Below are 14,234 nucleotides of genomic sequence, written 5' to 3' on the forward strand. Positions count from 1 at the left end.
CTTCCGGGGTCTGCTGGGAAGGTATGACCCCCGGCAGATGCCGCCGGCACCCACCGCTGGTTTCATAGCCTGTTCCGGTCAATTCTCTCTTATTACTTTTAAGGCTCAGTGCTGGCGCTGCTGGCGCATCAGCATTTCTTCCGCATGGGCCCTTGTCTGGGCCGTTATGTCGATACCCCCCAGCATACGGGCAATTTCGTCAATCCGGCTTTCCTGCTGGATCGGCAAAATTCGGGTACGGGTAATCTGGCCTTGCTGTTCCTTGCTAACCACGCAGTGGTTGTGCCCCTGGGCTGCGACCTGTGGCAGGTGGGTTACGCAAATCACCTGGCCGCGTTCACCAACACTGCGCAGCATCAACCCAACTATTTCGGCCGTTGCGCCGCTGATGCCCACATCGACTTCGTCGAACACCAGGGTGGGAATGGTGCTGTGCTCGGCGCAAATCACCTGAATCGCCAATGAAATTCGCGATAGCTCACCACCAGAGGCAACTTTGCCCAGCGGACGTACGGGTTGCCCCGGGTTCATGCTGACCAGGAATTCGATCTGATCCAGGCCATCGGGCGTGGCTTTATCGAGTTCGGTAAAGGCTACCTCAAAGCGGGCGCCGGGCATGGCGAGCTGGTGCAGTTTTTCCATCACATCGTCGGCCATGCGTGTCGCGGCAGCCTGGCGTTGCAGGGAGAGTTCCCGGGCTTGTTGTTGATAGGTTTCGGCCAATGAATTGACTTCATCGGCCAGATCATCGAGCCCGTCAACGGCTTCGGCAAGGTTAGTCAGTTCGCTTTCCAGCTCTTCAATCAGGCCAGGCAGGGCCTCGGAGCGTACCTGGTGCTTGCGCGCCAGGGTATGAATGCGGTCGAGCCGCTCTTCTACATGCTGCACCCGGCTTTCATCAACCTCGAAGCTGGCCAGATAGTGGTCCAGATCGTTAACGGCTTCCTGGCTTTGAATCAGTGCGCTGTCGAGCAGCTCCATTGCATTACTCAACGAGGGATTGGTGTCATTCAGGTTGCGTAACTGGTGCAGGGCCTGTTTCAGGCCATCGAGTGCGCCGGGTCCGTCGGTTTCCGGTTCCAGAGACTGACGCGCGGCGTAAGCACCGCTGACCAGCGTTTCGGTTTGTCCGTAGCGGCGAAACTCCACCTCCAGGGCTTCCACTTCACCGGCTTCCAGTGCCAGGGCGCTGAGCTCCTCAAACTGATAGTTCAGTAATTGCTGACGGGCGCTGTTGTCGTCGGCCTGGGCTTTTAGCTGGTTGTAATGGCGAGCCTTGCCTTGCCAGCGAATCCAGGCATGACGCACAGCCTGGGCCTGCTCTGCCAGGCCGGCATAGTCGTCCAGCAGGGTCCGGTGGGTGTCTATACGCAGCAAGGACTGATGGGCATGCTGGCTGTGAATGTCGATCAGCATTTCGCCCAGGGCTTTCAGCTCCGTCAGCGGTACCGGTTGCCCGTTAATGTAGGCTCGCGAGCGCCCTTCGGCCGAGACGGTACGGCGCAGTATGCATTCCTCGCCCTGGTCGAGATCCCGTTCGGCTAGCCATTCCAGTGCTGATACGATGCGCCCAACCTGGAAGGTGGCAGTGACCTCGGCCCGTTTTTCACCGTGCCGTACGACGCTGCTGTCAGCCCGTTCGCCCAGTGCCAGCGACAGTCCATTAAGCAAAATGGACTTGCCCGCCCCGGTTTCACCGGAAATGGCTGTCATGCCCTGTTTCCATTCCACCTCAATGTTGTCGGCGATGGCGATGTTGCGAATCAGCAGTGTGTGCAGCATGGGTAAGCGACCTGGGTTGCCTGAGTACTGTGTTTTTGTACAGTAAAAGCTGGGCAAGCTCAAGCAGAATTTACAGGGGCTGAGCGCTTGTTCCTGGAAACAAACAGGAGATCAGCTGACCTTGTTTATTCTGCTTTTTCCCTAAATAAGCCGGATTGTCGGTTTTTTTGGCCGAAAGGCGTCGTTTTGTCGCGTTAAAGAGGTGTAACAGCCTTGAAATGCCCACTCACGGCCCAATTAAAGTGCGCCAGCTAGTTTCTTCCAGTTATCCGCTCCGGGTGCCGGAAGAGCCTCACTTTGAACACGGTCGTTTTTTGGAATAGAGAGTTGGATCAGTAAATGGCACACGAAGAGAAACCCGTAGAAGCACAGGAAACCGACGCCCCCCAGGATGAGACGCTGGTCGAAGACACCCAGGCAGCGCCCGAAGAGGCCGCAGGGGCAGCGACAGAACAGGACCTGGTGGCGGAGCTTGAGGCAGCCCGTGAAGAGGCTCAGCTCAATAAAGATCGCTACCTGCGTGCTGAAGCAGAAATGGTGAACGTGCGCCGGCGTGTTGAAAAAGACGTCGAGAATGCCCACAAGTATGGCCAGGAAAAACTGGTACGGGAAATTCTGGACGTAGCCGACAACCTTGAGCGCACGCTGGCGGCGATTGAGACCGAGACAGCCGAAGTCAAGCCGCTGAAAGAAGGCGTGGAGATGACGCTGAAGAGCCTGCTCGACAGCTTTGAAAAGTTCAGCATCACGGTCATCAACCCCGAAGGCGAGCCCTTTGATCCGCAGGTGCACCAGGCGATGAGCATGGTGGAAAACCCGGACATGGAGCCCAATACCGTAATGGCGGTTATGCAAAAAGGCTACGCCTTGCACGGGCGCCTGGTGCGTCCGGCCATGGTGATGGTCAGCAAGGGTGGTCCGTCCAAAAACAGCATTGACGAGACCGCTTGATTATCTCGTTCGACACCTTATTTAGGGCTGAAACAGCCTTTTTGGTTTAAAAAAGCGGATAAAAATACCCCCGCATAGTGTGGGGTCTTGAATTCAGCAAAGCGGCTCTCATATAGCCAGACAAGACGTTAACCGAACCGTTATCAGAACCGTTCAGCAAATTATGGAGTGTCAGTATCATGGGTAAAATCATTGGCATCGACCTGGGCACAACCAACTCGTGTGTAGCGATTTTGGAAGGTGACAAACCCAAGGTTATCGAAAACGCAGAGGGCGATCGTACAACGCCGTCTATCGTTGCCTTCACCGACGACGATGAAACACTGGTTGGCCAACCGGCAAAACGCCAGGCTGTTACTAACCCGAGCAACACCCTCTATGCGGTGAAGCGCCTGATCGGCCGTCGCTTCGAAGACGACGTCGTGCAGAAAGACATCGGCATGGTGCCGTACAAGATCGTGAAGGCCGACAACGGCGACGCCTGGGTTGAAGTAAAGGGCGACAAGAAAGCGCCGCCACAAATTTCAGCCGAAGTGCTGAAGAAAATGAAGAAAACCGCTGAAGAATACCTGGGCGAAAAAGTCACCGAAGCGGTCATCACTGTGCCGGCCTACTTCAATGATTCCCAGCGTCAGGCCACTAAGGATGCAGGCCGTATTGCCGGTCTGGAAGTCAAGCGCATCATCAACGAGCCGACGGCTGCAGCCCTTGCCTATGGCATGGACAAGAAGCGCGGCGACAGCGTGGTTGCCGTCTATGACCTAGGTGGTGGTACCTTCGATATTTCCATCATCGAAATTGCCGAAGTCGATGGCGAGCACCAGTTTGAAGTGCTGGCCACTAACGGTGACACCTTCCTCGGTGGTGAAGACTTTGACCTGAAACTGATCAACTACCTGGCGGATTCGTTCAAAAAAGATTCCGGTATCGATCTGAAGGGCGACGCCCTGGCGATGCAGCGTCTGAAAGAAGCGGCCGAGAAAGCGAAGATTGAGCTGTCTTCCAGCCAGCAGACCGACGTGAACCTGCCTTACATCACGGCCGATGCGTCTGGTCCCAAGCACCTGAACGTCAAGGTGACCCGGGCCAAGCTGGAATCGCTGGTGGAAGAGCTGGTTGAGCGTTCACTGGACCCGGTTCGTATGGCGCTGAAAGATGCTGACCATGAAATTGGCGACATCGACGACATCATTCTGGTCGGTGGTCAGACCCGTATGCCTCTGGTTCAGAAAAAAGTTGCTGACTTCTTCGGTAAAGAGCCACGCAAAGACGTTAACCCGGATGAAGCCGTGGCCATCGGTGCTGCGATTCAGGGCGCGGTACTGTCTGGTGACGTGAAAGACGTGCTGCTGCTCGACGTAACCCCGCTGACGCTGGGTATCGAAACTATGGGTGGCGTGATGACGCCACTGATCGAGAAGAACACCACGATTCCGACCAAGAAGAGCCAGGTGTTCTCTACGGCCGACGACAACCAGGCTGCCGTGACCATTCATGTGGTACAGGGTGAGCGTAAAGTAGCGGCGCAAAACAAGTCGCTGGGTCGGTTCGACCTGGCCGACATTCCGCCAGCACCGCGCGGTATGCCTCAAATTGAAGTCAGTTTTGACCTCGACGCGAACGGTATTCTGAACGTGTCTGCCAAAGACAAGGGCACTGGCAAAGAACAGTCGATCGTCATCAAGGCCAACTCTGGCCTGAGCGATGATGAAATCGACAAGATGGTCAAAGATGCCGAAGCTCACGCCGATGAGGACCGCAAGTTCGAAGAACTGGCTCAGGTTCGCAACACGGCCGACGCCCTGGTGCACTCGACTCAGAAGACACTGAAAGAACATGGCGACAAGGCAACCGACGAAGAGAAACAGGCCATTGAGACGGCCATTCAGGACGTTGAAGAAGCCCTGAAGACTGACGACGTTGAAGCGATTAACGCCAAGGTCGAAGCGTTGACTCAGGCGTCTTCTGCATTGGCTCAGAAAATCTACGCCGATCAGAGCGCTGAAGCCGGTGCCGAGCAAGCTGAAGGTACAGCCGACAGCACTGCTGACGATGCCGTCGATGCCGAGTTCGAAGAAGTAAAAGACAACAAGTAAGTACATTGCTTGAGTAAATCGAAAGGTGACACCCCGTAAGGGGTGTTGCCTTGTCTGGTTTTTAGCTATTGGATTTTTGGGTGAGCCATGTGGCAGCCACCACCGGGCGCGTATCAAAACCAACAGCTAAAAATCATCAGCCCAACCGCCCATTATAAAAGGTTAACTGTACTCCCATGTCCAAACGAGACTATTACGACGTACTCGGTGTAGAACGCGGTGCGGACGAAAAAGACATCAAGAAAGCGTATCGCCGCATGGCCATGAAGTATCATCCGGACCGTAATCCGGATGACAAAGACGCTGAAACCAAGTTCAAGGAATTGTCCGAGGCCTATGAAGTGCTGGCCGATTCGCAGAAGCGAGCGGCATACGATCAGTTTGGTCATGCCGGTGTTGATGGCCAGAGCGGCTTTGGCGGCGGCCAGGGCGGCGGCCACGGCAGCTTCAGTGACATCTTTGGCGATGTGTTCGGCGATATTTTCGGGGGCGGCGGTGGCCGTGGCCGGTCCAGCGTGCAACGCGGTTCAGACCTGAAATACAACCTGGAAATGTCGCTGGAAGACGCGGTTCGCGGAACCGAAAAGACCATCAAGGTGCCCACCCTGGTCGCCTGTGAAATCTGTGACGGCAGCGGCGCCAAGAAGGGCACCAAGCCGACCACCTGTAGCACCTGTGGCGGTATTGGCCAGGTGCGGATGCAGCAGGGCTTCTTTGCGGTACAGCAAACCTGTCCGACCTGCTCCGGCACCGGTCATATGATTACAGACCCCTGCAACAGCTGCTATGGCCGGGGTGTGAAGGAAGAAACCAAAACACTCAATGTGAAAATTCCAGCGGGTGTGGATACCGGTGACCGAATTCGCCTGTCTGGCAAGGGTGAGGCGGGTCGCAACGGTGGCCCGGCGGGCGACCTCTACGTTGAAGTTCATGTTAAGAAACACGCCATATTCGAACGCGATGGGGCTAATTTGCACTGCGAAGTGCCGATCAGCTTCGCCGAGGCAGCCTTGGGGGGCGAGCTGGAAGTACCAACTCTTGAAGGCCGGGTAAAACTCAAGATTCCCGCCGAAACCCAGACTGGCCGTTTGTTCCGCCTGCGTGGAAAGGGTGTTACCCCGGTTCGGGGCGGAGGCATCGGTGACCTGCTGTGTCGCGTGGTGGTGGAAACCCCGGTAAACCTGACCAGCAAGCAAAAAGAGCTGCTTCGTGAGCTGCAGGACGGCATGGGCAGCAACAAGCACTCCCCCCGTTCCAACGGCTGGTTCGACGGCGTGAAAAAGTTCTTTGAAGAGCTTTAAGTTACCTCCCAATCTGCGCCCTCTCCCGCTTACAGGAGAGGGTTGGAGAGAGGGTGTCAACAGCAAAGGCTACACCGCCCTCTCTCTATGATTCTCCCCTCCAAAGGGGGGAGATGGCGGGATAATGCCAACCATGAGGCCTCTGTATGTTAAACATCGCAATAACCGGCGCATCCGGTCGAATGGGGCGGGCCCTGCTTCAAACGGTTCACTTAACCGAAGGGATGACGCTCACAGGTGCCTCGGTCGCACCGGGATCAAGCCTGATTGGTGCAGATGCTGGCGAGCTTGCTGGTTTGGGCAAGTTGGGTGTTGTGTTAACCGATGATGCCCAAACAGCCTTTGAGGACGCAGAAGTTGTCATTGACTTCACAACGCCAGAGGCAACGCTTGCGCATCTCGGTCAAATCAGGGGTACCGACAAGCGCATCGTCATAGGAACCACTGGTTTTTCAGAGTCTCAACTCAGCCAGTTAAAACAGGCGTCTGAAACCATACCCGTCGTCTTCGCGGCGAATTACAGCGTTGGGGTGACCCTGTCGTTGCAGCTGCTCCGGCTGGCTGCGCGGGTGATGGGTGAATCGAGCGATATTGAGATTATCGAGGCGCACCATCGCCACAAGGTTGACGCCCCAAGCGGCACAGCTCTGCGCATGGGCGAAGCGGTGGCAGATACGCTGGGACGTGATCTCTCCAAATGCGCCGTGTACGGCCGCGAAGGCCAGGAAGGGCCCCGGGCAGACGAGACCATAGGCTTTGCCACGGTAAGGGCCGGGGACATTGTCGGGGAGCATACTGTGCTGTTCGCCAGTGAGGGCGAACGCCTGGAGATCACCCACAAAGCCAGCAGCCGCCAGACCTTTGCCCGGGGCGCCGTGCGCGCTGCACACTGGTTAAAAACCCAGCCTACTGGCTTGTATGACATGGAAGCTGTGCTCGGGCTGTAATTGAGGCCTGTTGGCCATTCGCATAGGCCTGCGGGGTCAGGCTATTGAGTTCACAATTCGGGGGAAAGTGGCCGGGTAGTGATTCAATGATACTTTTCTGTGGGATATGGGCCTTCCGGGGGCCTATTGCGAATACTGGGTACGTGCCAAAAAAGCTTTTGTTTAGTAGGCCGGCACCGCTCGGAGATTACTTTCAGCCTTGTATCTGTTTGGCTAGAGGAGAAATTGTGCCGATATTTACATGCTTGGCAGCAATTTTTTTTCACAGATCAATTTCTAAATAACCTTCCATTGGTCGTATTCCATATACTGGCTAGGAGGGCATTCTCAATGTACCACCAGGCTTCCACGCCAATGGTTTGCGGCTGCGGGGGTTAGCCGCGGCCAGCGGGCGGGTGATGCTGGCTAAGCTGTACCGAAACCCAACCTATTGATATTTCCCGCTACCTCTTTGAATTTAAAGATTTTTTTTACCCATTACCCTTGGGTATGGCGTACTCTGGTCCGTCGTATTTCGATCACTGAATGTCTTAAGACTGGGCGTACATGCCCGGTATCGATTTCAACCCCTGTCAAAAAAATCTCGCAAAGTCGGCCAAGCCGCTCACCACGGGCATCGGCCGGTTGTTCAAAGAATCACCAAAGCGTCAAAAAAACGCAAAAAAATGGGTTGACCGATAATCGTGCCTCTGGTTTGATAGGTCGTGGACGTTGATTGAGGCATTCTCGATCAATCCTGGACAAGGGGAGCAAAGACGCTCGCGTAACAAACGCAGTCGACCAATAACAATCTCCCGGTCAGGTGTGCTGACTTACCACGGTAACAACGCACAAGCAGTCGGATCGGCCAGACAGGTCATTTATGAGACCGTTATTAGGGACACCGCTTTTGATACATGTCACCTTTTGTTCAGTAACGTTTTGACTCTGCAACGTGGTTGTAATATACATGCTGCAGGATATAACAAAATAATGGTTGTCGATTGACGTAGGTGTTGTGATTCGTTATTGGTTACCCAATCGGTAGCGTACCGACACTGAAACAACGATGGCTCATCGAGAAGTCTGGTCACCAAACCAGTTGAAATAAAAAAAGGGGAATCTTGAATGAAAGCGATTAAAATTGCTTCTGGCGTTGCGGTATCCGCACTGGCTCTGGCTATTTCTGCCCAGGCAAACGCTGCTGCTCACGAAGGTATGGCTACTGAAACCGAATGGAGCTTCACTGGCTCTATGGAGTTTCTGACCGTTGTCGACATGGCTGCTGGTGCAGTTAACCGTGACGGCGATGCTACCGACACTGTAATTGATGTTGAACTGGACGAAGAAGACGATTTCGATGAAGGTGCCGCTGGCGACGCTTGGGGTCTGGAAACGACTCTGTCTGTTGTTCACGGTCCTTTCTCCGGTGGTTTCATCCTGACGGGTGATGACGAGTCTGACGTTTCTGTTGAACTGGACGACTTGGTTGTAACCGACGGTGCTATCTCTTTCGGTCAAACTGGTAGCCTGGTTGACGAGACTCACGAATACGCATACGACATGGACGATTCCAGCGATACCGTTGCAGTCCGTTCTGAAGGTCGTGACGTAGGCGCAGCTCTGCGTTACACCATGGAAGGCCTGAAAGTTCAAGTTGAAGGCTCTAACCGTAAAGATGCCTCTGGTGATGGCGTTGTGACTGGTATCAATGCTTCAACTCTGGATACTCAGAGCTCTGACTTCGGTGTTGCTGCTCAGTACATGGGCGAAGCCGACGCGCTGAGCTACGTTGCTGAAGCTCAGTTCCGCACGTCCAGCCTGGGTGGTGATGACGATACCCCATATACCTATTTTGGTTTGGGTGCTACTTACACCATGGATATCGTTACCGCCAAATTCGGCTTGAACCAGTATTCAGCGACTTCTGATATCACTGTTGCTGAGTCTCATGACGAGTCTATCCTCGAGTATGGCTTTGAGTTGACCGCTACTCCGATTGATGCACTGTCTGTTTACTTGAAAGGACAGGATCTGGACGCTGCCGACACGTTCACCGAAGAAGCCATGAAGCTGTTGGCCGGTGCTGCTTACACAGTAGACACACTGACCTTCACTGGTGAGTACCTGTTCACCGATGCAGAAGAAGTTGGCGATGAGATCTTCGCTGAAGTTGCTTATGCAAGCGGCATGATCGGTGCCTACGGCTCTGTAACTCTGGCTAACATCGATGCTGAGACTGGCGATGCGCCTTTGATCGAAGCTGGCGTTTCCTACACTCAGGAAAACGGTGTTAAGTATGCAGCTGACTACGATCTGCGCGCTGAAGAAACAGACGCAACGATCAACCAAGCGGAAATCAACCGCTTCCGTCTGACCGCTGCTTACGCGTTCTAATTCAGATTCCTCTGAATGATGAAGTAGAGCCACCCTTCGGGGTGGCTTTTTTTTTGGGAGCCAATAAAAGACGTTGAACATGGAAGGACGAAAGACATTAAAAGACGTGGTACAGGAAAGGACGTAAAACAGGAAAAGACGATTGATGTGAAGTGATAAGAAAGCACTACACTGGCTCACAGCTCACAGCTCACAGCTCACAGCTTTAAACTCCCAAAACCTCCGCGCCAATTCGTTCCCGAAACCAGCCCAATGCTTTCCCGGTTACTCCGGTTCGCCAGGCAATTACCGCCTCTGACGGCGGGTTCGTCTCACTCAGCTTCACTTGCACCAGGGCGCCACTGTCCAGTTCTGACTGAATGCGGTGGCGGGGCAGATAGCCGACACCCAGGCCAGCCAGTTGCGCTTCGATTTTATCGCGCATGGTAGGAACGGTGATCAGTTTGTTCTGGCGCGTCCAGCCGATGGTGCGCGGGGCCATCAGTTTACTGGAGTCCCGTACGACGATGGTTGGGTAGGCTTCAATTTGTTCATGAGTCCAATCGCAGGCATTGCTGGCCAGGGGGTGATTCTTCGCGACGGCGAACACCATGCTCATTTCACCAAAGCGGCTGGTCTCGTAGCCATCGATTTTGGGGTCCAGCAAGTCGGTCGACAGTATCAGATCGGCGTCGCCGTTGATCAGCATTTCCCAGGTGCCAGAGAGTGATCCGTGAACCAGATGCACCTTGATGTATGGGTGTTCTTCGTTGAATTCATGCACCAGTGGGTAGAGTCGCGCTGGCTCGAAGACGGTATCGACACCGATGCGCAGCTCGGGTTCCCAACCGCTGGCGATTTTTTTGGCCGAGCTGGCGAGATTGTCGATATCGCGCAGGATACTGCGGCCTTCTTCCAGGATCAGGCGGGCTGCGGGTGTCATTTTTGCACGGTGACCACTGCGATCGAAGAGGTCTATGCCGAGGTCCTGTTCAACCTTTTGCACGGTATAGGTCAGCGCGGAAGGCACTTTATGCAGGGCTTCGGCGGCGGCGGCAAAGCTGCCACGCTGGTCGATGGCATCCAATGCGCGCAGCAGGTCCAGTGAAAGGGGGTTGTGGGCCATAAAGGTTCAGTTTTTTTGAAATGTAGAGGCAATATATTCCGCTTACGGGCCACCCTGCAACTGCCTAGACTGGTCGGTACCAGAAATCGATCAAACAGCAGACTAGGAGGTGCTCTCATGACAACATTACGCAGCGTTCGGCAGGTGGCCAGAGGTATACCGACGTCGGATGGCGCTGGGGTGAAGCTGACCCGGGTCATCGGAAACCAGTACGTGAAGAATCTGGACCCCTTTCTGATGCTCGACGAGTTCAAATCCGACGATAAGGCCGACTACATGGCGGGCTTTCCCATGCATCCGCACCGCGGTTTTGAGACCGTTACCTATATGCTTAAGGGCGCGTTTCGGCATGGCGACAATCAGGGCAACACCGGGTACCTGGCTCCTGGCTCCATTCAATGGATGACTGCCGGCCGCGGCATTGTGCACGAAGAGATGCCCAACCAGGAAGATGGCCCGGTGTGGGGCTTTCAGCTCTGGGTCAACCTGCCGGCCAAGCACAAGATGACCGCGCCCCGGTATCAGGACATTCGCCCCGAACAGGTGCCCGAGGTCGAGCTGGAAAACGGTAAGGTCAAGGTACTGGTGGGCAATTTCCAAGGGGTGATTGGCCCGGTTGAAGACGTGGTGACCGACCCGCTGTATCTGGATTTTCACTTGAACGAAGGAGCCACCCAGCGCATTGATATTCCAGGTAACAAATCGGCTTTTGTATACGTCTATCAGGGGTCGGCGCAGATTGGCAAAACCGAACTGCCAGAGCGGCATTTGGGCATTCTGGGGGATGGTGAAGGGCTTGAAGTGACGTCAACCGCCGCGGATACCCGCCTGCTCGTGGTGGCGGGTGACCCTATTCAGGAGCCCGTAGTGCAGTATGGGCCCTTTGTCATGAACACCGTCGATGAAGTGCAGCAGGCGATTGTCGATTTCAACGAAGGGCGGTTTTGAAAAACAGAGCTGTGAGCTGCGAGTTTTTAGCTCTAAGCTCGTAGCTCAAATAACCTATCGAAAATGCTTCAGGGCGAGCGCAATAACCCCTTTTCCGGTCATGTCTTCTGACCAGGAGTAAGGTTCAATCTGTGAACGCCCGATCAGCTCGGGTACCAGGGCTTCTTGAATGCCCTCGTGAATGCCGGGTTCCATCAGGGTGTAGGCTCTTACGCCGGGCCCGGTGACTACGATGCGTTCCGGGCTCATCAGTGCCAGAATGTTGGCTATGCCATACCCGAGTACCTTTCCTGCCTGGTGAAACAAGTCGACCGCATAGGCGTGCTTCTGATGTCCAAGCTCGGTTAGCCTTTTCATCTGTTTTTCAGATGGGTGGCGCCGGTCTGTCGCCGGAAGGTCCATTACAGCGCTGGCGTCGCGATACAGTGCATAGTCGCTTACGTAGGCTTCAATGCACCCCCGTTTGCCGCAGGCACACTGGGGGCCTTCATGGCTGTATTTGGTGTGGCCAAACTCCGCCGCAGCGCCAAAATGGCCACTGTACAGGTTGCCATTCACAACCAGGCCGCCGCCAACGCCGTAACCAATCATGATCACGACGAAGTTATTGCACTGGCTGTATTCAGGGTGCTTTTGAATGGCGTAGGCAATGCTGTTGGCGTCGTTGGCCAGTTCTACCGGGCATTCAAAGGCATTTTCCAGGGCGCGTGTCAGATTGACGTTCTTAATGTTCAGCGCCGGGCTCCAGACGACGTCGCCCTTGTGTACATCAACAAACCCCTGAATGGCGATGCCCACGCTGACCAGTCGGGCGGCGTGATCGGGGTGTTGGTCCAGGAACCGTTTGGCCTGTTCGACCAGCATCTCATTCAGTGAGGCCTGGTCATGACGCTGGGTCTTCTGCACCACAACGGTCTCGTGTGCAATGTTACCCTTCAAGTCGCCGAGCATCAGCCGCACTTCATTGATTGACAGTTTGATGCCCAATACCGAGGCGTGGGCGGGGTCCAGGTCGATCAGCACGCGAGGACGCCCTCGGCCCCCTTTGACCTCGGGCCCTTTTACTTCCTGAATGATGGCAGCATCCGACAATTCAGAGGTGATGGCGGTGACGGTTGCCGGACTGAGGCGGGTAATCTGACCGATGTCGACCCTGGCCAGTGGACCAAACACGCGTAATGTGTTGATGATGTCTATCCGGTTGTCCGCTCGAATTTGTTCGGTGTCGTTTTTCTTCATGCTAAGGCAACTTACTGAATAGAATCATGTTTTCAGTGTAAACCGGGGGTCTTTTCCAGTCGACTCTAAAATTAAATCCAGGCGGTTATGGGTTGTGAGCCTAAGTGGTTTCCTGTGCTTCTGGTTAATCCGTGTACAGGCAGGCGAGGGTAGCCACGTTTGCACGGGCTTCTCTCTGCCTCTTTGGGTCAATCTTCTTGGCGCTGCGGAGGTTATTTTCAGAAATACTTTTACTGATAAAATAAATATCGTGTTGTAAGGGGTGGTCTGGGTGTAAAGCATACGACTATTGTCGATATTCGGCTGATTTCATTGACTTTGACTATTTTGCGATCAAGAATAACTTTGGGTGTAAAAATAAAGCTGGGCACAGTCCTGGCTGCCCGCTACTTACAATAACAATATGGTCCCGAATCAGGAGTTATAACAATGAGAAAAGTACTGATCGCCGCCGCTTTATCCGCCTGTACCGCGGTTCCTGCTGTAACGATGGCACATGACCTAACCGTCGGTGTGTCCTGGTCGAACTTTCAAGAGGAGCGCTGGAAAACCGATGAAACGGCTATTATTGCTGCCCTCGAAAAGCTGGGTGTTGAATACATCTCTGCCGATGCCCAATCGTCTGCTTCAAAACAACTGACCGATATCGAGAGCCTGATCGCCAACGGTGCGGATGCATTGATTGTGCTCGCTCAGGACGCCAGCGCGATCGGGCCTGCCATTGAGGCGGCCGCCAACGAAGGCATTCCGGTAGTCGGTTACGACCGGCTGATCGAGCATCCCGATGCGTTCTATTTAACCTTCGACAACAAAGAAGTTGGCCGGATGCAGGCTCGCGCCGTGCTTGAAGCCCAGCCTGATGGTAATTACGTTTTCATCAAAGGCTCGCCAGCCGACCCCAATGCCGATTTTCTGCATGCCGGGCAGTTGGAAGTGCTTGCATCGGCCATGAACTCCGGAGCCATAGAGAACGTAGGAGAGGCATACACCGATGCCTGGTTGCCAGCCAATGCACAACGCAACATGGAGCAGATTCTTACCGCCAATAACAACGAAGTGGATGCCGTTGTTGCCTCAAACGATGGTACTGCTGGCGGTGTAGTTGCTGCGCTGTCTGCACAGGGTATGGACGGTGTTGTACCCGTTTCCGGGCAGGATGGTGATCACGCTGCATTGAACCGCATCGCGCTCGGTGTGCAAACCGTATCGGTTTGGAAAGACTCGCGTGAGCTGGGTAAGGCGGCGGCCAATATCGCCTTCTTGATGGCCAATGGGGCCGAAATCGATGAAATTCCTGGTGCTGGCGTGTTCAGTGATGGGCCCCGGGGCGTGTCGATGAACGCCATCTTCCTGAAGCCATTGCCAATCACTGAAAATAACCTGGATGTGGTGATCGATGCCGGCTGGGTAACCAAAGAGACGGTTTGCCAGGGTGTGTCCGCCGGACGAGTTTCTGTTTGCGATTAATGTCATTCAAGACATCGGAGGC

The 14,234-nt window shown here is 54.6% G+C and carries 10 protein-coding genes; 7 read left to right on the forward strand and 3 right to left on the reverse strand.

What is annotated here, in order from left to right; genetic code table 11:
- Positions 1-105 precede the first annotated feature (105 nt).
- Positions 106-1,782: a DNA repair protein RecN gene (recN, locus tag ABJT94_RS00295; protein ID WP_348476782.1), complete on the reverse strand. Its 1,677-nt coding sequence runs from the start codon at positions 1,780-1,782 to the stop codon at positions 106-108.
- A 339-nt stretch (positions 1,783-2,121) separates the two neighbouring features.
- Here recN and grpE point away from each other — a divergent pair, with 339 nt between their 5' ends.
- From grpE to ABJT94_RS00320, 5 genes are all read left to right on the forward strand, one after another.
- Positions 2,122-2,733, forward strand: a complete 612-nt coding sequence (gene grpE, locus ABJT94_RS00300; RefSeq protein ID WP_348476783.1) for a nucleotide exchange factor GrpE — start codon at positions 2,122-2,124, stop codon at positions 2,731-2,733.
- 179 nt (positions 2,734-2,912) lie between these two features.
- The gene (dnaK, locus tag ABJT94_RS00305) at positions 2,913-4,829 is read left to right on the forward strand and encodes a molecular chaperone DnaK (RefSeq protein ID WP_348476784.1); all 1,917 of its coding nucleotides are present in this window, start codon (positions 2,913-2,915) and stop codon (positions 4,827-4,829) included.
- 176 nt (positions 4,830-5,005) lie between these two features.
- Positions 5,006-6,130 carry a molecular chaperone DnaJ gene (gene dnaJ / locus ABJT94_RS00310; RefSeq protein ID WP_348476785.1) on the forward strand — a complete coding sequence of 375 codons (1,125 nt, stop codon included), beginning with the start codon at positions 5,006-5,008 and terminating at the stop codon, positions 6,128-6,130.
- A 146-nt stretch (positions 6,131-6,276) separates the two neighbouring features.
- A complete protein-coding gene (gene dapB, locus ABJT94_RS00315) occupies positions 6,277-7,077 on the forward strand; it encodes a 4-hydroxy-tetrahydrodipicolinate reductase (RefSeq protein ID WP_348476786.1) in 801 nt (266 codons plus the stop codon).
- A 1,107-nt stretch (positions 7,078-8,184) separates the two neighbouring features.
- Positions 8,185-9,453 carry a hypothetical protein gene (locus tag ABJT94_RS00320; protein ID WP_348476787.1) on the forward strand — a complete coding sequence of 423 codons (1,269 nt, stop codon included), beginning with the start codon at positions 8,185-8,187 and terminating at the stop codon, positions 9,451-9,453.
- A gap of 205 nt (positions 9,454-9,658) precedes the next feature.
- Here the strand turns inward: ABJT94_RS00320 and ABJT94_RS00325 are convergent, their stop codons facing one another.
- Entirely contained in the window at positions 9,659-10,558 is a 900-nt protein-coding gene (locus tag ABJT94_RS00325) for a LysR family transcriptional regulator (RefSeq protein ID WP_348476788.1), read from the reverse strand.
- A gap of 117 nt (positions 10,559-10,675) precedes the next feature.
- On the opposite strand from ABJT94_RS00325, the gene ABJT94_RS00330 reads away from it, so the two are divergent.
- Positions 10,676-11,506 (forward strand): pirin family protein, encoded by an 831-nt coding sequence (locus tag ABJT94_RS00330; protein ID WP_348476789.1) that lies wholly within the window; start codon positions 10,676-10,678, stop codon positions 11,504-11,506.
- A 54-nt stretch (positions 11,507-11,560) separates the two neighbouring features.
- On the opposite strand, the gene ABJT94_RS00335 is transcribed toward ABJT94_RS00330, so the two are convergent.
- Positions 11,561-12,745: an ROK family protein gene (locus ABJT94_RS00335; protein ID WP_348476790.1), complete on the reverse strand. Its 1,185-nt coding sequence runs from the start codon at positions 12,743-12,745 to the stop codon at positions 11,561-11,563.
- Between the two features lie 429 nt (positions 12,746-13,174).
- Between ABJT94_RS00335 and xylF the strand changes: the two genes are divergently transcribed.
- A complete protein-coding gene (gene xylF, locus ABJT94_RS00340) occupies positions 13,175-14,212 on the forward strand; it encodes a D-xylose ABC transporter substrate-binding protein (protein ID WP_348476792.1) in 1,038 nt (345 codons plus the stop codon).
- The last annotated feature ends 22 nt before the right edge of the window (positions 14,213-14,234 follow it).

Source organism: Saccharospirillum sp. (assembly GCF_039982735.1).
In the GTDB taxonomy this organism is placed as follows: Bacteria; Pseudomonadota; Gammaproteobacteria; order Pseudomonadales; family Natronospirillaceae; genus Saccharospirillum.